General features: G+C 60.5%; 16 protein-coding genes. 9 read left to right on the forward strand and 7 right to left on the reverse strand.

Going from position 1 to position 20848, the window contains the following annotated elements; genetic code table 11:
* The first annotated feature begins 127 nt into the window (after window positions 1-127).
* Window positions 128-1612: a 2-methylcitrate dehydratase gene (gene prpD, locus V3W27_RS24340; RefSeq protein ID WP_330207743.1), complete on the forward strand. Its 1485-nt coding sequence runs from the start codon at window positions 128-130 to the stop codon at window positions 1610-1612.
* Window positions 1613-1816: 204 nt separating this feature from the next.
* Here the strand turns inward: prpD and ppsR are convergent, their stop codons facing one another.
* The gene (ppsR, locus tag V3W27_RS24345) at window positions 1817-2635 is read right to left on the reverse strand and encodes a posphoenolpyruvate synthetase regulatory kinase/phosphorylase PpsR (RefSeq protein ID WP_007960912.1); all 819 of its coding nucleotides are present in this window, start codon (window positions 2633-2635) and stop codon (window positions 1817-1819) included.
* A gap of 174 nt (window positions 2636-2809) precedes the next feature.
* Between ppsR and ppsA the strand changes: the two genes are divergently transcribed.
* From ppsA to V3W27_RS24385, 8 genes are all read left to right on the forward strand, one after another.
* On the forward strand, window positions 2810-5185 hold the full coding sequence (gene ppsA / locus V3W27_RS24350; protein ID WP_123586201.1) for a phosphoenolpyruvate synthase: 2376 nt from the start codon (window positions 2810-2812) through the stop codon (window positions 5183-5185).
* Between the two features lie 187 nt (window positions 5186-5372).
* Window positions 5373-6362 carry an alpha/beta fold hydrolase gene (locus V3W27_RS24355; protein WP_027613293.1) on the forward strand — a complete coding sequence of 330 codons (990 nt, stop codon included), beginning with the start codon at window positions 5373-5375 and terminating at the stop codon, window positions 6360-6362.
* 226 nt (window positions 6363-6588) lie between these two features.
* A complete protein-coding gene (gene rraA / locus V3W27_RS24360) occupies window positions 6589-7080 on the forward strand; it encodes a ribonuclease E activity regulator RraA (protein WP_096797093.1) in 492 nt (163 codons plus the stop codon).
* Window positions 7081-7102: 22 nt separating this feature from the next.
* The gene (locus V3W27_RS24365; RefSeq protein ID WP_027613291.1) at window positions 7103-8098 is read left to right on the forward strand and encodes a zinc transporter ZntB; all 996 of its coding nucleotides are present in this window, start codon (window positions 7103-7105) and stop codon (window positions 8096-8098) included.
* A 63-nt stretch (window positions 8099-8161) separates the two neighbouring features.
* Complete coding sequence (locus V3W27_RS24370; RefSeq protein ID WP_003223293.1) at window positions 8162-8410, forward strand: hypothetical protein; 249 nt, start codon at window positions 8162-8164, stop codon at window positions 8408-8410.
* A gap of 2 nt (window positions 8411-8412) precedes the next feature.
* Window positions 8413-9237 carry a mechanosensitive ion channel family protein gene (locus V3W27_RS24375; RefSeq protein ID WP_007916401.1) on the forward strand — a complete coding sequence of 275 codons (825 nt, stop codon included), beginning with the start codon at window positions 8413-8415 and terminating at the stop codon, window positions 9235-9237.
* A gap of 87 nt (window positions 9238-9324) precedes the next feature.
* Window positions 9325-9915 carry an RNA polymerase sigma factor SigX gene (gene sigX, locus V3W27_RS24380; protein ID WP_011333251.1) on the forward strand — a complete coding sequence of 197 codons (591 nt, stop codon included), beginning with the start codon at window positions 9325-9327 and terminating at the stop codon, window positions 9913-9915.
* A 107-nt stretch (window positions 9916-10022) separates the two neighbouring features.
* A complete protein-coding gene (locus V3W27_RS24385) occupies window positions 10023-11072 on the forward strand; it encodes an OmpA family protein (protein WP_027613290.1) in 1050 nt (349 codons plus the stop codon).
* Between the two features lie 62 nt (window positions 11073-11134).
* On the opposite strand, the gene cobA is transcribed toward V3W27_RS24385, so the two are convergent.
* The 6 genes from cobA to V3W27_RS24415 all read right to left on the reverse strand — a co-directional run bounded on the left by cobA (window position 11135) and on the right by V3W27_RS24415 (window position 20701).
* Complete coding sequence (cobA, locus tag V3W27_RS24390) at window positions 11135-11899, reverse strand: uroporphyrinogen-III C-methyltransferase (protein ID WP_330207744.1); 765 nt, start codon at window positions 11897-11899, stop codon at window positions 11135-11137.
* A gap of 13 nt (window positions 11900-11912) precedes the next feature.
* Window positions 11913-14624 carry a nitrate reductase gene (locus V3W27_RS24395; RefSeq protein ID WP_330207745.1) on the reverse strand — a complete coding sequence of 904 codons (2712 nt, stop codon included), beginning with the start codon at window positions 14622-14624 and terminating at the stop codon, window positions 11913-11915.
* Entirely contained in the window at window positions 14624-14941 is a 318-nt protein-coding gene (gene nirD, locus V3W27_RS24400) for a nitrite reductase small subunit NirD (RefSeq protein WP_330207746.1), read from the reverse strand. The genes V3W27_RS24395 and nirD overlap by 1 nt, the downstream gene beginning before the upstream one ends.
* Window positions 14938-17391 (reverse strand): nitrite reductase large subunit NirB, encoded by a 2454-nt coding sequence (nirB, locus tag V3W27_RS24405; RefSeq protein ID WP_139055666.1) that lies wholly within the window; start codon window positions 17389-17391, stop codon window positions 14938-14940. Before nirB ends, nirD begins: the two co-directional genes overlap by 4 nt.
* Window positions 17392-17811: 420 nt before the next feature.
* Entirely contained in the window at window positions 17812-19482 is a 1671-nt protein-coding gene (locus V3W27_RS24410; RefSeq protein WP_330207747.1) for a bifunctional protein-serine/threonine kinase/phosphatase, read from the reverse strand.
* A 7-nt stretch (window positions 19483-19489) separates the two neighbouring features.
* Window positions 19490-20701, reverse strand: a complete 1212-nt coding sequence (locus V3W27_RS24415) for a nitrate/nitrite transporter (protein WP_330207748.1) — start codon at window positions 20699-20701, stop codon at window positions 19490-19492.
* Between the last annotated feature and the right edge of the window lie 147 nt (window positions 20702-20848).

Raw genomic sequence — 20848 nt, forward strand, 5'->3', positions numbered from 1 at the left:
ACATTTTCGCTGGCTGACACACCGTCTTCGCGAGCAAGCCCGCTCCCACAGGGAATTGCATTTCAAATATAAGAAATCAGCCTGAACCGAGGTCCCCTCAACGAACCACTGCCAGAGTGAATCGAACATGAGCGCCAACGTCGACCAGAACAACCGTCCCGACTACGACCGTGTCCTGCAGGACATCGCCGATTACGTCCTCACCTTCAACGTCGAATCTGCCGAAGCCCTCGACACCGCCCGCAACTGCCTGATGGATACCCTCGGCTGTGGCCTGCTGGCGTTGCGTTTTCCCGAATGCACCAAGCACCTTGGCCCCATCGTCGAGGGCACCGTCGTGCCGTTCGGGGCGCGGGTGCCGGGCACTTCCTATCGCCTCGACCCGGTGAAAGCCGCGTGGGACATCGGCTGCATCGTGCGCTGGCTCGATTACAACGACACCTGGCTCGCGGCCGAATGGGGGCATCCGTCGGACAACCTCGGCGGGATTCTCGCGGTGGCCGATCACCTGTCGCAGAAACGTATCGCCAACGGCGAAGCGCCACTGACTGTGCGCGACGTGCTCGAAGCAATGATCATGGCCCACGAGATTCAAGGCGTGATAGCCCTGGAAAATTCCTTCAACCGCGTCGGCCTCGACCATGTGTTGCTGGTGAAAGTCGCCTCCACAGCCGTCACCGCGAAACTGATGGGCGCCAATCGCGAACAACTGCTGTCGGCGTTGTCCCATGCCTTCGCCGATGGTCAGGCGCTGCGCACCTATCGCCATGCGCCGAACGCCGGATCGCGTAAATCCTGGGCGGCGGGTGATGCGACCAGCCGCGGCGTGCGTCTGGCCGACATTGCCCTGCGTGGCGAGATGGGCATTCCCGGAGTGTTGACGGCCAGACAGTGGGGCTTCTATGACGTGTCGTTCAGCCACACCAACAACGATCTGGCGCTCAAGCCCGAAGGCAAACGCGCCTTCAGTTTCGCGCGGCCCTACGGCAGTTACGTGATGGAAAACGTGCTGTTCAAGATCAGCTTCCCCGCCGAGTTCCATGCGCAAACGGCCTGTGAAGCGGCGGTGACCTTGCATCCGTTGGTGCGCAACCGCTTGCATGAAATCGACCGCATCGTCATCACCACCCATGAGTCGGCGATTCGCATCATCTCCAAGGTCGGGCCGCTGGCCAACGCCGCCGATCGCGACCACTGCCTCCAGTACATGACCGCCGTGCCGCTGGCGTTCGGCAATCTGCTGGCCGAGCAGTACGAGGACGACTTTCACGCCGCGCACCCGATCCTCGATGTGCTGCGCGAGAAGATGGTCATCGTCGAAGACCCGCGTTTCACCCGCGAGTATCTGGAGGCCGACAAGCGTTCGATTGCCAACGCGGTGCAGGTGTTTTTCAAGGACGGAACGAGCACCGAGAACGTGGTGGTGGAATACCCGATCGGCCACCGTCGCCGCCGCGCCGATGGCATCCCGTTGCTGGAGGACAAGTTCAAGGCGAATCTGCTGACACGATTCACCGGGCAGCGCAGTGGCGAGATCTTCGCGTTGTGCAAGGATCAGGCGCAGCTTGAAGCGACCCCCGTGAATCGTTTCATCGACCTGTTTGCGATTTGACAACGCGAGCATTGAAGACCCATTGCGGGCGTGAGCCTGCTCACGCTAGCGGTGCGTCAGGCAACATCAATGCTGAATGTGCCGCCGCCTTCGCGGGCAAGCCCGCTCCCACAGGGTTTCAGAGTGTTCATGCATGTTGTGCCAGGCACAAAACCTTGTGGGAGCGAGCTTGCTCGCGAAGGCGCCAAAGCAGACGCCGCAAATCTATTTGAAACGCCGCTCCACACCTTTCTCCACCAGAATCTTCGCCGAAATCTCTTCCACCGAAAAATGCGTGGAGTTGATGTGCGGGATGTTCTCGCGGCGGAACAGGTTTTCCACTTCGCGCACTTCGAATTCGCACTGGGCGTAGCTCGAATAACGGCTGTTGGGCTTGCGCTCGTTACGGATCGCGGTGAGGCGGTCGGGGTCGATGGTCAGGCCGAACAGCTTGTGCTGATGGGCGCGCAGGGCGGTCGGCAGGGTCAGGCGTTCCATGTCGTCTTCGGTCAGCGGATAGTTGGCCGCACGGATGCCGAACTGCATCGCCATGTACAGACACGTCGGCGTCTTACCACAACGCGACACGCCCACTAGTATCAGGTCGGCCTTGTCGTAATAGTGGGTGCGCGCACCGTCGTCGTTGTCGAGGGCGAAGTTCACCGCCTCGATGCGCTCCATGTAATTGGAGTTATGCCCGATCGAGTGCGATTTGCCGACGGTGTAGGAAGAATGCTCGGTCAGTTCCTGTTCGAGCGGGGCGAGGAAGGTCGAGAAGATGTCGATCATGAAACCATTGGACGTTGCGAGAATCTCACGGATGTCCTGATTGACGATGGTGTCGAAGATGATCGGACGGAAGCCGTCGGTTTCGGCGGCTTTGTTGATTTGTTGTACCATGGCCCGCGCTTTGTCCGCGTTGTCGATATACGGCCGCGTGAGCTTGGTGAAGGTAATGTTTTCGAACTGCGCCAGAAGGCTTTGACCCAGGGTTTCGGCGGTAATGCCGGTGCCATCGGAGATAAAGAAAGCAGATCGTTTCATTTGCACCTTGGGCCTTAAGCTAAAGAGTATTTCTGGATATGATAGGCGCGATTTGCCGGCCGCCATTGGCCCGCATTCTCACTTATTTTCCAGGTCCAGGCCATACAGCCGGCCAACGCTCCCCCGAGCCGCCGGTTTCTGAGCTTTTCCAACACAGTTAGTGGAGAGATCACCTTGGTAGAGTACGTAGTTTCCCTCGATAAGCTCGGCAAACACGATGTTGAGCATGTGGGGGGCAAGAACGCATCCCTGGGCGAGATGATCAGCAACCTGGCGGGTGCCGGTGTGTCGGTCCCCGGCGGCTTTGCCACCACCGCGCAGGCCTATCGCGACTTTCTCGAACTGAGCGGCCTCAACGATCAGATCCACAAGGCTCTCGACGCTCTGGACGTCGATGACGTCAACGCGCTGGCCAAGACCGGTGCGCAGATCCGTCAATGGATCATGGAAGCCGAATTCCCAGAAAAACTGAATACCGAGATCCGCACCGCGTTCGCCGCGCTGTCGGCCGGCAACCCTGACGTGGCCGTGGCCGTGCGTTCTTCCGCCACCGCCGAAGACTTGCCGGATGCTTCGTTCGCCGGCCAGCAGGAAACCTTCCTGAACATCCGTGGCGTGGAAAACGTTATCCGCGCCGCCAAAGAGGTGTTCGCTTCGCTGTTCAATGACCGGGCGATTTCCTACCGCGTGCACCAGGGCTTCGACCACAAACTGGTCGCCCTGTCGGCTGGCGTGCAGCGTATGGTGCGTTCGGAAACCGGTACCGCCGGCGTGATGTTCACCCTCGATACCGAATCCGGTTTCCGTGACGTGGTGTTCATCACCGGCGCCTACGGTCTGGGCGAAACCGTTGTTCAAGGCGCGGTGAACCCGGATGAGTTCTATGTGCACAAAGGCACCCTGGAAGCCGGTCGCCCGGCGATCCTGCGCCGCAACCTCGGCAGCAAAGCGATCAAGATGATCTACGGCGACGAGGCCAAGGCCGGTCGTTCGGTGAAGACCGTCGATGTCGACAAGGCCGAACGCGCGCGTTTCTGCCTGACCGACGCCGAAGTCAGCGAGCTGGCCAAGCAGGCGATGATCATCGAGAAGCACTACGGCTGCCCGATGGACATCGAGTGGGCCAAAGACGGTGACGACGGCAAGCTGTACATCGTGCAGGCCCGTCCGGAAACCGTGAAAAGCCGCACCCAGGCCAACGTCATGGAACGTTACCTGTTGAAAGAAACCGGCACCGTGCTGGTTGAAGGTCGGGCCATTGGCCAGCGCATCGGCGCCGGTAAAGTGCGGATCATCAAGGACGTCTCGGAAATGGACAAAGTCCAGGCCGGTGACGTGCTGGTCTCCGACATGACCGACCCGGACTGGGAGCCGGTGATGAAACGCGCCAGCGCCATCGTCACCAACCGTGGCGGCCGTACCTGCCACGCGGCGATCATCGCCCGTGAACTGGGGATTCCAGCGGTCGTGGGCTGCGGCAACGCCACCCAACTGTTGAAAGATGGCCAGGGCGTAACCGTGTCCTGCGCCGAAGGCGACACCGGTTACATCTTCGAAGGCGAGCTGGGCTTCGACGTCAAGAAGAACTCCGTGGACGCCATGCCGGAGTTGCCGTTCAAGATAATGATGAACGTCGGCAATCCGGACCGCGCCTTCGATTTCGCGCAGCTGCCGAACGCCGGTGTGGGCCTGGCCCGTCTGGAATTCATCATCAACCGCATGATCGGCGTGCACCCGAAAGCGCTGCTGAACTACGACGGTCTGCCGCAGGAAATCAAGGACAGCGTCGACAAGCGCATCGCCGGTTACAACGATCCGGTCGGCTTCTACGTCGAAAAACTGGTGGAAGGCATCAGCACCCTCGCTGCTGCGTTCTGGCCGAAGAAGGTCATCGTGCGTCTGTCGGACTTCAAGTCCAACGAATACGCCAACCTGATCGGCGGCAAGCTGTACGAGCCGGAAGAAGAAAACCCGATGCTCGGCTTCCGTGGCGCTTCGCGTTACATCAGCGAATCGTTCCGTGACTGCTTCGAACTCGAATGCCGCGCGTTGAAACGCGTGCGCAACGAGATGGGCCTGACCAACGTCGAAATCATGGTGCCGTTCGTCCGTACCCTCGGCGAAGCCAGTCAAGTGGTCGATCTGCTCGCCGAAAACGGCCTGGCCCGTGGCGACAACGGCCTGCGCGTGATCATGATGTGCGAACTGCCGTCCAACGCGATTCTCGCTGAAGAATTCCTCGAATTCTTTGACGGTTTCTCCATCGGTTCCAACGACCTGACCCAGCTGACCCTGGGCCTGGACCGTGACTCTGGGATCATCGCGCACCTGTTCGACGAGCGTAATCCGGCGGTGAAGAAGCTGCTGGCCAACGCGATTGCCGCGTGCAACAAGGCCGGCAAATACATCGGCATCTGCGGTCAGGGCCCTTCGGACCACCCGGATCTGGCCAAGTGGCTGATGGAGCAGGGCATCGAAAGCGTGTCGCTGAACCCGGATTCCGTACTGGAAACCTGGTTCTTCCTCGCCGAAGGTCAGGCGCAGGCTTGATCCATATGTGAACGGCCATCCTCCCCTGTGGGAGCGGGCTTGCTCGCGAAGACGGAATAAGATCCGCCACAAATGTTGGCTGATACACCGCTTTCGCGAGCAAGCCCGCTCCCACAAAGGTCGGGGGCTTTGAGATTGAAGTAGGGCGGGCTCCTGTAGATGCCGCCCTTTTTTGTGCAAGAGCATTATGCAAAGCAGCAGCAACCTGTTTCCTGTCGCCCTGATCAGCGCCGAACGACGCGGTGATCTGAGCGAAGACGTGTATCGACTCAAACCCGGCAACAGTCCCGACTGGTCCGTGGAAATCGCCGTGACCCGTTTGGGCATGGCCGACGATACGACACCACGCGGCGTGCCGGTGATTTTGCTGCACGGCAGCTTTTCCAACCGGCGTTTCTGGTTTTCCCCCAAAGGCCTGGGGCTGGGCGCGTACCTGACGCGCCTGGGCTTCGACGTGTGGATCCCGGAGATGCGCGGTCACGGCCTGTCGCAGCGCAACGAGGACTACCGGCGCAACCGCGTGGCCGACTACGCCCGTTACGATCTGCCGGCGATTGCCGCGTTCGTCCGCGAGCAGAGCGGGCAGGTGCCGCACTGGATCGGCCATTCGCTGGGCGGCATCACGCTGGCGGCGGCGCTGGGTGGCGAATACCTCGGCGAGCCGGCCGTGGCCTCGGCGGCGTTTTTCGGCACGCAGGTCAGCCGTACGTACTGGCCGCTGAAGATTCCACCGGTGGAGTGGAGCGGGCGCTTCATTCTCAAGCGTTTCGCGCAGTTGTCCGGCTCCCGCCTCAAGCGCGGCCCGGAAGACGAGCCGATCGGGCTGGCGCTGGAAAGCATGCGCTGGTACGGCTTGTTCGGGCGTTTTGGCGACAAGGACAAGGACTGGTGGGCTGGCTTGGCCGAGGTTCAGGTGCCGGTGCTGGCAGTGACCGCGGCGGGCGATCATCAGGATCCGGCATGGGCCTGTCGCAAACTGTTCGAGCAGATCGGCTCCGAGCACAAACAGTTCGTCAATCTGGGGCGCGAGCAGGGTTTCAGCGACAACTTCGGGCATGTCGAGATGTTGGTGAGCAAGGCGGCGCAGGCCGAGGTCTGGCCGCTAGTGGCGCGCTGGCTGAATGATCAGCAGACGCCGTTGCTCGGCGACAAGCCGGATCTTGCCGCTGCGGTCTGAGTCCGAGGCTCTGAAAAGGGCATTTCGTTCAGGTCGGCTTGCGGCTAAGATATGACGCATTGTGCGGTTCTGGTCATATTTGGTGGGTGTTTAGCTATTACGTTTCAGCGTTTGTTCAGGTTCGTTCAGCGACCATTGCATGAACTAAGGTAAACAGCGACCGCCGGGACTCGTTTCAAAAGAGTGCGACATCCTTGATCGTCTTCCTTTTTACAGGAGTTTTTCGATGAACCATTACCTCACGCCTGACCTGTGCGACGCCTATCCGGAGCTGGTGCAGGTGCTGGAACCGATGTTCAGCAATTTCGGCGGCCGTGATTCCTTCGGCGGCGAAATCGTGACCATCAAATGTTTCGAAGACAACTCGCTGGTCAAAGAGCAAGCCGAACTCAAGGGTAACGGCAAGGTGCTGGTGGTCGATGGCGGCGGTTCGCTGCGGCGCGCGCTGCTGGGCGACATGATCGCCGAGAAAGCCGCAAAAAACGGCTGGGAAGGGATGGTCATCTACGGTTGTATCCGTGACGTCGACGTTATTGCCCAGACCGATCTCGGCGTTCAGGCGTTGGCCAGCCATCCGATGAAAACCGAAAAGCGCGGTATCGGCGATCTCAACGTACCGGTGACTTTCGCCGGCGTGACGTTCCATCCGGGCCAATACATCTATGCGGACAACAACGGCGTGATCGTTTCGCCAAGTCCGCTGCAGATGCCTGAATAAGTTTTTCGACAAAGGGATGCGGATGTTCGAGGAAGAAAACGCGCAGTGGGGGCTGGTGCATGCCCTGGTGCTGGACGGTAAAGGCGGTGCGCGTTCGATTGCCCGGACTGAGCTCGACGATCTGCAACTGCAGGCCCATGAGAGCCTGTGGTTGCACTGGGATCGCAGCCATCCGCAAACCCAGACCTGGCTGCGCAAATCCAGCGGCCTGAATGAATTTGCCTGCGACCTGCTGCTGGAAGAAAACACTCGGCCGCGCCTGTTGCCGTTGCCGGATGCCGAACTGTTGCTGTTTCTGCGCGGGGTCAACCTCAACCCCGGCGCCGAGCCGGAAGACATGGTCTCGGTGCGGATTTTCGCGTCGGCGCAACGGGTCATCTCGCTGCGTTTGCGTCCGCTGCGTGCCACCGATGAGCTGCTGGCGCTGCTAAGCGAAGGCAAAGGCCCGAAAACCTCATCTGAACTGATCCTGTATCTGGCGCAATTCCTTACCAACAAGGTGCAGGATCTGGTCACCTGCCTGTCGGAACTGGTCGATGAAGAGGAAGAAAAACTGGATGCCGACGAACGGTATACCCCCGAGCATGGCTCGATTTTGCACATCCGCCGCCGGGCGGCCGGACTGAAGCGTTTTCTGGCACCGCAGCGGGATATTTTCGGACAACTGACCCGGATAAAACTGCCGTGGTTTGTCGACGATGACGCTGACTACTGGAACGAATTGAACAACAGCCTGACGCGCTATCTCGAAGAGCTGGAATTGACCCGAGAGCGCATGGGGCTTGTGCTGGAGGCCGAAGACCGGCGTTTGAACGTGCGCATGAATCGCACGATGTACCGCTTCGGCATCATCACCTGCATCTTTTTGCCGATGAGTTTTCTCACCGGCCTGCTGGGCATCAATGTGGGCGGCATTCCGTTCTCGAGCAGCCCTTATGGTTTCCTGATTGCCTGTCTGACGGTGCTGGCGATGGCCTTCGGTCAATGGTGGTTATTCCGCCGTTTGCGCTGGGTGTGAAGATGCAACATGTGACCCGACCAAATTTGCCCGCGTCTTTCACAGACATCACGAGAGGTGCGTATGCACGATCCGTTTGAACAGTCTTTGCGCGACATGCTCAACGCCTCGCCGTCCAGCCGTGACGACGATGCATGCCTGGGTCGCGTACTCAAAACCGCCAACCGCCAGGTGGGCGCCGGTGATCTGTTCAGCCTGCTGGGCCGCTGGCTGCCCGCGCTGATGATCGCCCTGAATAACGGATCGGCCCACGTCTCGCCGGTTTCCCGTCTTCGTAAAACTACTGCACGCACTGCTGATAAGGCTGATTGAATATGGAACTTGATCTCTGGACTCAGAGCCTCGTCACTGCAATGACTGCGTTGTGGACCAAAGTCGCCAACTTCATCCCGAACCTGTTCGGCGCACTGGTGGTGCTGCTGTTGGGTTTCGTGGTGGCCAAGCTGCTCGATACCTTGCTGTCCAAATTGCTCGCCAAACTGGGCCTTGATCGCCTGATGGGCGGCACCGGTCTGACCAAGTTGATGTCGCGGGCCGGCCTGCAAGTGCCGATCTCAACCTTGATCGGGAAGATTGTTTACTGGTTCGTTCTGCTGATTTTCCTGGTTTCTGCAGCAGAGTCCCTTGGACTTGAGCGAGTTTCAGCTACGCTGGACATGCTGGCGTTGTATTTGCCGAAAGTTTTCGGCGCCGCGCTGGTGTTGCTGGTCGGTGTTTTGCTCGCGCAATTGGCCAACGGCCTGGTGCGCGGAGCGGCAGAAGGCGTAGGGCTGGACTACGCTTCGGGTTTGGGCCGAATCGCCCAGGGGCTGGTGATCATCATCAGTATCTCGGTCGCGATCAGCCAGCTCGAGGTCAAGACTGACCTGCTGAACCATGTGATTGTCATCGTATTGATTACCGTTGGTCTGGCCGTTGCGCTGGCCATGGGTTTGGGAAGCCGGGAAATTGCCGGTCAGATTCTTGCGGGAATCTATGTGCGTGAGTTGTATCAGGTTGGGCAACAAGTGCGTGTTGGCGAGGTCGAAGGCCAGATCGAAGAGATCGGCACGGTTAAAACCACATTGCTGACCGATGAGGGTGAGCTAGTCTCACTCTCCAATCGGATCCTGCTGGAACAGCATGTGAGTAGCCGCTAACCCGGCAAACCCTGCTAATGTATGCCGCCGCAAAATGCCCTGAGAGGGGTGCGGCGGACATTGACCTGACTGTCGGCACGACTTGTTTTGAATAAAGCCCAAACGCTATCCACGCGCTATGACCCCCGTGAGCTCTCTGATGAGGAGTTGGTCGCGCGCTCGCATACCGAGCTGTTTCACGTGACGCGCGCCTATGAAGAGCTGATGCGGCGTTACCAGCGAACATTATTTAACGTTTGTGCGAGATATCTTGGGAACGATCGCGACGCAGACGATGTCTGTCAGGAAGTGATGCTTAAGGTGCTGTACGGCCTGAAGAACTTCGAGGGGAAATCGAAGTTCAAAACCTGGCTCTACAGCATCACGTATAACGAATGCATCACGCAGTATCGGAAGGAACGGCGAAAGCGTCGCTTGATGGACGCCTTGAGTCTGGACCCGCTGGAAGAAGCGTCGGAAGAAAAGGCGCCGAAACCCGAGGAGAAGGGCGGACTCGATCGCTGGCTGGTGTATGTGAACCCGATTGACCGTGAAATTCTGGTGCTACGATTTGTCGCAGAGCTGGAGTTTCAGGAGATCGCAGACATCATGCACATGGGTTTGAGTGCGACAAAAATGCGGTACAAACGTGCTCTAGACAAATTGCGTGAGAAATTTGCAGGCATTGCTGAAACTTAGTTCAGCGCAAATATCTCTTACGTGTAGGCAAGTTCTGATAGACTTGCCGCCGAGTTGTCCCCCGGTTTGCGGGACTGCTTCACAATCACCAGATGGGGATTTAACGGATGAAACTGAAAAACACCTTGGGCTTGGCCATTGGTTCTCTTATTGCCGCTACTTCGTTCGGCGCACTGGCACAAGGCCAAGGCGCAGTTGAAGGCGAGATCAACTACAAGAAGCAGTACAACGACAGCATTGATCATGTCGAAGACGGCTTCAACCCAGGCGCCAAAATCGGTTACTTCCTGACCGACGACGTCTCGATCAACTTCGGCTGGGATCGTAACAACCACACCCGTTCGAACGACGGTACCGGTAGCCAGAAACTGCGCGGTGACAACTTCGGTCTGACCGCTCAGTACCACTTCAACAACGCTGGTGACGCTCTGCGTCCTTACGTTGAAGGTGGTGTCAAGCACGGCAACCTGACCAACGTAGCTGCTGACGGCCACACCGGTCGCGACCAGTCGACTTTCCTGACTGCTGGCGCTGGCGTTAAGTACTACTTCGCTGAAAACTTCTTCGCCCGTGCTGGCGTAGAAGCTGACTACAAACTGGACAACGGCCGTTGGGACTACGCTCCATCGGTTGGTCTGGGTGTGAACTTCGGTGGCGGCGGCAAGCCAGCTGCTGCTCCAGTTCCAGCTCCGGCTGAAGTCTGCTCTGACAGCGACAACGATGGCGTTTGCGACAACGTTGACAAGTGCCCGGACACCCCAGCCAACGTAACTGTTGACGCTGATGGCTGCCCAGCAGTTGCTGAAGTTGTTCGTGTAGAGCTGGACGTGAAGTTCGACTTCGACAAGTCGGTCGTCAAGCCAAACAGCTACGCTGACATCAAGAACCTGGCTGACTTCATGAAGCAGTACCCAGCCACTCACACCACTGTTGAAGGTCACACTGACTCCGTCGGTCCTGACGCTTACAACCAGAAACTGTCCGAGCGTCGTGCAAACGCCGTTAAGCAGGTTCTGACCCAGCAGTACGGTGTTGAGTCGTCCCGCGTTCAGTCGATCGGCTACGGCGAATCCCGCCCAGTTGCTGACAACAAAACTGAAGCTGGCCGTGCTGTTAACCGTCGCGTAGAAGCGCAGGTTGAAGCTCAAGCTAAGTAATTAGCTGCCGCTACGAGAAAAGCCCGGCTCAGGCCGGGCTTTTCTTTGCCTGCGATTTGGCTTTACAGGGCGTACACAGTTCCCATGGGGGAGCTGCCGGAGACTGCGATCCTTTGCTCTGCAATGGCAGCCACTGCGCCGATGACGAGTATGGCCGGGCTCTTGAGCTCAAACCGGCAGGCATCGTCACTCATGCTCATCAGATCACTGCGGCACTCACGCTGTTCTGGCAGAGAGGCATTCTCGATCATCGCCACCGGCGTATCTGCCGTCATCCCGCCGGCCAATAGCTGATCGCGAATCTCGCCAAGCTTGGCCACCCCCATATAAATCACCAGTGTCGTCCCACCTCGCGCCAACGCCTGCCAGTTCAATTGACTGTCATCCTGAGTGTGCGCGGTCACCAGCGTCACCCCGCGCGCCACACCGCGCAACGTCAGCGGAATATCGCATTGCGTCGCGCCGGCGAGTCCGGCGGTAATACCGTTGACCAACTCGACCTCAATCCCACGTTCGCGTAACCACTGCGCCTCTTCGCCGCCACGACCGAAAATGCACGGGTCTCCGCCCTTGAGCCGCACCACGCAGTTGCCTTGGCGCGCATAACGCAACATCAGCCGATGGATGAATGCCTGCGGTGTCGAGCGACAGCCGCCGCGTTTGCCCACGGCAATGATTCGCGCGGTGGGGCAATGCTCCAGCACCGCGGCATTGACCAGATCGTCAATCAACACCACCTGCGCTTCACGCAATGCGCGCACCGCTTTGAGCGTCAGCAGTTCGGGATCACCGGGACCTGCCCCCACCAGCCAGACTTTTGCATTCATGGTGTTTTCCTTATCAGCTGGATACCGGCTGCAGATCGGCCGCCAGCAATCGTTTGATTTCCGGGACGCACGAACCGCATTGCGTGCCGCATCCCAGTTGTTGTTTGAGGCCTTGCAGATCGAGACCCTGGCGAATCCCGGCACATACCGCGCTGTGGCTGACGTTTTGGCAGTTGCATAGGGTTTTTCCCGGATTGGCCTGCAAACCGGCACTGCCCGGCGGCGCGCTCATCGGCGCCAGCAGCCAGCGTCGCAGTTGTTCATCGGCGCGGCCCTCCAGCCATAGCCCCTGCAGCCAATGCCGGGCCAGGGTTTCGCCGGCCAGGCGGATCGCGGTGATGCGGCCGTTTTCGATGCGTACCCGTTTGCCGATGGCTCGACGCGCGTCGTCGTAGGCCAGTACCGGCCCGTCGAGCAGCGCCAGACACTGATCGATATCGCGCAGCAGTTGCGGCTCCGGCGCCGTGGCGTTGGCAGCGCGTATCAGCAGCGCGGGCCGTTCACGTCCGGCAAGGCTGAGGCTGACGTAGGAAAACGCCTCACACAGGGGTCGTAGTGTCTCGAAATGCCGTTGAACATCGCCCTCGATGAGTGCAAACAAGTGCCATGGCAGACTCACCGGTTCCAGACGCACGCCGCTGTGCTTGAGTTCGGGCTGCTTCGACAGCGGGTCGAAGGCCGCCAGGGTCAGGTTGTTTACTCCGCCCTTGAGAAAGCGCTCGCCCCAGTGCATCGGCAAAAAAGCCTGACCCGGACGCACGCCGTCGTCGCTGCCGACAGCCACAATCACCGCACCGCGTCGACTCTTCAGATTGACCAGATCTCCCGGCTGCAAACGATGACGGCGCATTTCGTCCGGATGCAGGCTCAACAGCGCTTCGCTGACATGCCCGAACAATTGCGCTGCGGTGCCGGTGCGGCTCATGCCGTGCCATTGATCGCGCAGACGGCCGGTGATCAGGGTCAGCGGAAACCGTGCATCGCGTTGTTCTTTGGCCGCGCGATAAGGATCGGCAACGAATTGCGCACGACCGTTGGCCGTGGGAAAAATCCCGTCGCCATACAAACGCGCGGTGCCTTGTCGGGCGCCGGTGGGGAAGGGCCACTGCTGCGGTCCCAGTTCATCGATCAATTGATGGCTGATGCCCGACAGGTCCAGATCGCGTCCACGGGTCAGTTGTTTGTATTCGTCGAACAACTGCGCCGGATGCTCGAAAGCAAACAGGCTCGGGCGATGCGGGCGCAGACGTTGCTCCAGCCGTTGTGCGAAATCCACGGTGATCGCCCAGTCCGGCCGCGCTTCGCCCGGTGGGAGAATGGCCTGGCGCACGTGGGAAATGCGCCGTTCGGAGTTGGTCACCGAGCCTTCCTTCTCGCCCCAACTGGCAGCAGGCAACAACAGGTCGGCGAAGGCGGCGGTTTCGGTGGTGCGGAAGGCTTCCTGCAACACCACGAACGGGCAAGCTTGCAGTGCTTCGCGAACCGCGTGTTGATCGGGCATGGACTGCGCGGGGTTGGTGCAGGCAATCCATAGCGCCTTGATCTGGCCGCTGCGCATCCGTTCGAACAGCTCGATGGCGCTCAGGCCGCTGCTTTCAGGCAGTTGATCGACGCCCCAATAGGCTGCCACTTCGGCGCGGTGTTCGGGGTTGGCTGCCTCCCGGTGACCGGGCAGCAAATTGGACAGGCTGCCGGTTTCCCGCCCGCCCATGGCATTTGGCTGACCGGTCAGCGAGAAAGGTCCTGCGCCTGGCCGGCCGATCTGCCCGGTGGCCAGGTGCAGATTGATCAGCGCGCTGTTTTTCGCGCTGCCAGCGGTGGACTGATTCAGGCCCATGCACCAAAGCGACAGGAAACTTGGCGCCGTGCCCACCCATTCCGCGCACTGCTGCAATTGCTCGACACTGATCCCGCACAGTTGCGCGACCATTTGCGGGGTGTAATCGCGCACCCGATTTTTCAGTTCAGGCAAACCGTCGGTGTGCGCCTTGATGAAGTCGCGGTCGATCCAGTCTTCCCACAGCAGCAGATGCAAAATCCCATGGAACAGAGCGACATCGGTGCCGGGCAAAATCGCCAGATGCAGGTCCGCCAACTCACAGGTGTCGGTGCGTCGGGGATCGATGACGATGACCTTCATCTGCGGTCGGCGCGATTTTGCCTCTTCAAGGCGTCGGAAAAGAACCGGGTGGGCGTAGGCCATGTTACTGCCGGCGATCATCACGCAATCGCTGAGCTCCAGATCTTCATAGCTGCACGGCGGCGCATCGGCGCCGAGGCTGCGCTTGTAACCGACCACCGCTGACGACATGCACAGTCGGGAATTGCTGTCGATGTTGTTGGTCCCGACCAGCGCTCGCGCCAATTTGTTGAAGGCGTAATAGTCCTCGGTCAGCAACTGCCCGGAAATGTAAAACGCCACGCTGTCCGGGCCGTGTTCGGCGATGGTCTCGGCAAAAACCTGGGTCGCGTGATCCAGCGCCGTATCCCAGTCGCAACGGCTGCGGGCCAGGCTTTTGCCCAGACGCAGCTCCGGGTACAGCGCCCGGGCGGCCAGGTCGCCGGTCAGGTGCAGGGTCGAGCCTTTGCTGCACAATTTGCCGAAGTTGGCCGGGTGCGCCGGATCGCCGCTGACGCCGAGAATGCGCTCGCCGTCATGCTCGATCAGCACGCCGCAGCCGACCCCGCAATAACAGCAGGTCGAGGCGGTCGTCTGGCGGTTCATCAGACCGCATCCCGCAGTGCCAGCTGCACGCGGCCGTTTTCGACCCGCGCCGGATGATGGTGCGCGCAGCCGATGTCCGGCGCCTGGGCTTCACCGGTTTGCAGGTCGATCTGCCAGTTGTGCAGCGGGCAGGCCACACGTTTGCCGTAGATCAAACCCTGTGACAACGGCCCGCCCTTGTGCGGGCAGCGATCGTCGAGGGCGAAAACTTCGTCGTCGCTTGTACGAAAAATCGCGATGTCGCCTTTCGGCCCGGCAATGATCCGCGTACCGAGGGCATTGATCTCTTCCAGGGCACAGATATCGAGCCAATTCATGCCGGCACCTCCAGGTTTTTCACGGGGATCACCTCGAATTCTTTCTTCAGTTGCGGCTGCGCCAGACGCTCTTTCCACGGGTCCTGTTCGAACGACAGGGAGAACTGCAGACGCTCGTTCAGGGCCTTGCGCCGCTCCGGATCTTCAAGCACGGCCTGCTTGATGTGCTCCATGCCGACCCGTTGCAGGTAGTGCACGGTGCGTTCGAGGTAAAAGGCTTCTTCGCGATACAGCTGCAGGAACGCGCCGTTGTATTCACGAACTTCCTCGGCGGTTTTCAGCTTGACGAAGAACTCGGCGACTTCGGTCTTGATCCCGCCGTTGCCGCCGATGTACATCTCCCAGCCGGAGTCGACACCGATGATTCCTACGTCCTTGATCCCCGCTTCCGAGCAGTTGCGTGGGCATCCGGAGACAGCGAGTTTCACTTTGTGCGGCGACCACATGTTGAACAGGTCGTGCTCAAGCTCAATGCCCAACTGCGTCGAGTTCTGCGTGCCGAAGCGGCAGAACTCGCTGCCGACGCAGGTTTTCACGGTGCGGATGGATTTGCCGTAGGCGTGGCCGGAGGGCATATCGAGGTCTTTCCAGACGCCCGGCAAGTCCTGCTTCTTGATCCCCAGCAGGTCGATGCGCTGACCGCCGGTGACCTTGACCATCGGTACGTTGTACTTGTCAGCCACGTCGGCAATCCGGCGCAATTCCGAGGGATTGGTCACGCCGCCCCACATCCGTGGCACCACCGAATAGGTGCCGTCCTTCTGAATGTTGGCGTGGGCGCGTTCGTTGATCAGGCGCGATTGCGGATCGTCCCTGGCTTCGCCGGGCCAGGTGGAAATCAGGTAGTAGTTCAGCGCCGGCCGGCAGGTGGCACAGCCGTTCGGGGTGCGCCAGTTGAGGTAGCTCATGGTGCCGGCGATGGTCAGCAGATGCTGTTCGCGGATCGCCTGGCGGATCTGCCCGTGGTTGAGGTCGCTGCAACCGCAGATGGCTTTTTCGCTTTTCGGTTTGACGTCCGCCGCGCCGCCAACGGTGTTGATCAGGATCTGCTCGACCAGCCCGGCACAGGAGCCGCAGGAACTGGCAGCCTTGGTGTGCTTTTTCACGTCATCGACGCTGAACAGGCCGTGTTCCTGAATCGCCTTGACGATGGTGCCTTTGCACACGCCGTTGCAGCCGCAGACTTCGGCAGTGTCGGCCATGCTCATGGCTTTGTCCTGGCCCTGATGTCCTACGTCGCCGATAGAATTTTCACCAAACATCAGGTGATCGCGGATCTCGCCGATGGCGTGATTCTCACGAATCTGTCGGAAATACCAACCGCCATCTGCCGTATCGCCGTACAGACAGGCGCCGACCAGCACGTCATCCTTGATCACCAGTTTTTTATACACGCCGCCGATCGGGTCGGAGAGGGTGATGGTTTCGGTGCCTTCGCCGCCCATGAAATCACCGGCGGAAAACAGGTCGATGCCGGTGACTTTCAATTTGGTCGAGGTCACCGAGCCCTGATAGCGGGCGAAACCCAGTTGTGCGAGGTGGTTCGCGCAGACTTTGGCCTGTTCGAACAGCGGTGCCACCAGGCCATAGGCGATGCCGCGATGACTGGCGCACTCGCCGATGGCATAGATGCGCGGATCGTAGGTCTGCAGGGTGTCGTTGACCAGAATCCCGCGATTGCAGGGGATGCCGGCGCGTTCTGCCAGTTCGGTGTTGGGGCGGATGCCAGCGGCCATCACCACCAGATCGGCAGGGATGATCTCGCCGTTCTTGAACTGCACCGAGCCGACCCGGCCATTGCCCGCATCGTGCAGGGCCTGGGTCTGTTCGCACAGGCGAAAATGCAGGCCACGGGCTTCGAGCGCCGTTTGCAGCAGTTGGCCGCTGGTCTTGTCCAGCTGTCGCTCCAGCAGCCATTCGCCGATGTGCACCACGGTGACGTGCATGCCGCGCAGCATCAGGCCGTTGGCGGCTTCGAGGCCGAGCAGGCCGCCGCCGATGACCACCGCGTGTTTGTGGGTTTTGGCGGTGTCGATCATCGCCTGGGTGTCGGCGATGTCGCGGTAACCGATCACACCCTGCAAGGTGTTGCCGGGGATCGGCAGGATGAACGGCGTCGAACCGGTGGCGATCAGCAGGCGATCATACTCAGCCTCGGTGCCGTCCTCGGCTATCACCCGGCGTTTGACCCGGTCGATCTGCACCACCTTGCGGTTGAGCAGCAACTTGATGTGGTTTTCCAGGTACCAGTCGAGGTCGTTGAGCACGATCTCTTCGAAGGTCTGTTCCCCGGCCAGCACCGGCGACAGCAGGATGCGGTTGTAGTTGGTGTGCGGTTCGGCACCGAAGACCGTGATGTCGTAAAGCTCGTTGCTCAACTTGAGCAGTTCTTCCAGGGTGCGAACCCCAGCCATGCCATTGCCGATCATCACCAGTTTGAGTTTTTTCATCAGGTTCTCCGGGGAGCGGTGGCTGGCCTCTTGTGGGCAGTCAGGCCGTGCTCGACAAATGTTGCGCAAACAAAAAAAGGCGTCCCGCTAGTTGCCTAGCGAGGACGCCTTTGTCCTGGTCCCGTTCTCTCGGGAAGCGCAGCCTTCGTCGTTGAAGGCTGGGCTTTATGTATGGTGAAACGGGTAATGCAGTGGTTGTGCCAAGTGGGAGAATGGCGTGTTTATTAGGCGGACGCGGTTATAGACGGGGATTTTTTGCACCGAATCGACGCGGGTTGCTCGTTCGCGGGGCATTCAGGCAGACAGAATTGTTGTGATTGGGCTGGCCTCTTCGCGAGCAGGCTCGCTCCCACAGTGGAACCGAGTCGTTCACAAATCCCCTGTGGGAGCGGGCTTGCTCGCGAAGGGCGCGACGCGGTATCAGCGGTGAAACAACACCACCAGCAGCACCAGATTCCCCAGCAAAGCCAGCAATGCTACCGTCCGCCAGACCGTCAACGGCTCACGCTCCAGCAAAGGCCTGGGTCGCACACTCAAACTGCGCCGCTCACCTTGTTCCAGCACCAGCAACCATTCCTCAGCCGTTTCAAAGCGCTGTTGCGGATCCGCCGCCACGCCACGCTCCAGACTCTGCGCAATCCATTCCGGCACGTCCGGGCGGTAGCGACCAGCACTCACCGGCAGGCCAAATCGCGGCCGCTGGAACGCTTCGACCTCGCCATAGGGAAAATGCCCGGTCAGCAGGAAAAACAGGGTCACGCCCACCGCGTACAGATCCTGTTGCGCACTCGGTGGCTCGCCGCGAAAGGCTTCCGGGGCGATATAGCTGGGCGTTCCCGGCAGCGTTGACGGTGCGTCTTCGGACAGACCGGAGCAGTACGCCAGACCAAAATCCAGCAGGCGCAACTCGCCATCGTCGCCCAGATGCAGGTTTTCCGGCTTGATGTCGCGATGCAGAATCTGCCGCCGATGCAGCAGGCCTACCGCCCGCAGCAAACGCTCGGCAATGTCCTGCCACTGCGCCAACGGCAACGGGTTGCTGTGTTGAAACAGCTGCGCCAGAGTCATCCCGGAATATTCGCCCATCACGTAGTACAAATGCTGACGCTGGGTACCGCTGTGGACCTCAGGAAAATGCCGCCCGGCGACACGCCTGAGGAACCATTCTTCCGACAACAAGGCTTGCGCGGCCTGGTGATCATCGGCCAGCCGCGCCGGCAGGGTTTTCAACAACCAGCCCCGACCTTGGCCATCCAGCACTCGATACAGCAGCGATTGCTGGCTCTGAGCGACAACGCCCTGCACCTGCCAGCCTTCGAACATCTGCCCGGTTTTCAGCGCTGGCGGCAGCGGCCACTGCTGTAAGTGAATCAGCGCATCGCCGATGTTCGCTTCGCCGAGCGCATCGACCCGCACCAGCAGCGCACTGGCATTATCCTGACTGCCGGCCAGATGCGCAGCGTTGACCAACGTGTGTGCGGCGCGGTCGAGATCCGGCTGATCGCGCAGAATCGCCGCGATTGCGGTATCGCCCAGAGTCGACCACACGCCATCGCTGAGCAGCACGAAACATTCGCCCTCGCGTAATTCACCGTCGAGAAAATCCAGCACCAGATGCTGATCCAGCCCCAGCGCGCGTTTGAGCACGTGCTGCATGCCCGGCTGCTCCCAGACATGATCCTGCGAAATCCGCTGCAAAGCGTCGGCCTGCCAGCGATAGACCCGGCAATCACCGACGTGGGCCAGGGTGAAACGCCGACCGCGCAGGACCAGCGCGCTGACCGTGGTCAGCAACGGTTGCCCGCCGCCATTGGCCTGTAACCAGCGATTTTGTGCGAGCAGCAGACGATCCAGCGCCTGCGCCACGCTCCAGGTTTGCGGCGTGGCGTAGTAGTCCAGCGCCAGTGCCTGCAGGGTCGAGCGTGCGGCCAGGCCGCCGTCGGCGCATTGGCTTACGCCGTCGGCAATGGCGACCAGATAGCCTTTGCTGGCGGCCAGCGCCGGGGCGGGCGTCACCAGGCGCAGGGCGTCCTGATTTTCCGCGCGCGGGCCGGTGGCGCTGGCCTGGGCAAAGCTCAGTTGCAGGGGCATCGACGCCTCAGACTCGCGCAGCGGTGACCGCCGCCGAACCCCAGGTGGTTCTCCAGCGACGTTTGACCCCGTGCAGACCGAACCACGCCAACACGCCGAGGCTGGCGAACAACCACAGCGCCAGTTGATAGCTACCGGTGCTTTGCTTGATCGCGCCCATGCCGGCCGCCAGGGCAAAACCACCAATGCCGCCGGCCATGCCGATCAGCCCGGTCATCACGCCGATCTCCAGGCGAAAACGTTGCGGCACCAACTGGAACACCGCGCCGTTGCCGGCACCGAGACCGAGCATGGTGCAGACGAACAGCGCCAGTGCGGCGTAGGAGCTGGGCAGGTTGAAACCGACAGCGGCGATGCAGATTGCCGCCACGGTGTACATCGCCAACAAGGTGCGGATGCCACCGAAGCGATCCGCCAACGCACCGCCGAGCGGACGCATCAGGCTGCCACCGAACACGCAGGCAGCGGTGTAGTAACCCGCCGTGACAGGACTCAGGCCGTATTGGTCGTTGAAGTAGCCGGGCAGGGCGCTGGCCAGGCCGATGAAGCCGCCGAAGGTCACGCTGTAGAAAAACATGAACCACCAACTGTCGCGGTCGCCAAGGGCCTTTAAGTAGTCGGCCATGGCTTTGGCCTTGGGCCGCTGCGGGGCGTTTTTTGCCAGCCAGGCGAACAGCACCAGCGTCAGGATCAATGGAATCAGGGCGAAACCGAAGACGTTGCTCCAGCCGAACGCCGCAGCCAGCACCGGGGCAATCAGTGCGGCAAACACGGTGCCGGAGTTACCGGCGCCGGCGATGCCCATGGCCTTGCCCTGATGCTGCGGCGGATACCATTGCGAGGCCAGCGGCAGGGCCACAGCAAACGAAGCACCGGCCATGCCGAGGAACAGTCCCAGAATCAGCGCCTGTTCATAACTGTGGATGCCGAGTTTCCACGCGCCGAACAACGCGCAGATCACGATCACCTGACCGATCAGGCCAGCGGTTTTCGGCGACAGACGATCGGCCAGCATGCCCATCACAAAGCGCAGCACCGCACCCGCCAGAATCGGCGTCGCCACCACCAGACCACGTTGTTGCGTGGTCAGGTGCAGGTCGGCGGCGATCTGCACCGCTAACGGGCCGAGCAGGTACCAGACCATGAAGCTCAGGTCGAAATACAGGAACGCTGCGAACAGGGTCGGGGTGTGGCCGGATTTCCAGAAGCTTGAATTCATCGCGCACCTCAGCTGAAAAGAGTCTCGAAAGGAGTCACAGCAGGTGGCGCGCCGCCACGGCCGCACCACCGGCCCCGGGCTGTGGGGCCAAAACGCAAAAACGCCGCCACCTGATACGCCGGTTGGGCGAACGGGTGAGCGACGTCT

This window comes from Pseudomonas sp. AM14(2022) (genome assembly GCF_036346455.1).
GTDB lineage: Bacteria > Pseudomonadota > Gammaproteobacteria > Pseudomonadales > Pseudomonadaceae > Aquipseudomonas > Aquipseudomonas putida_A.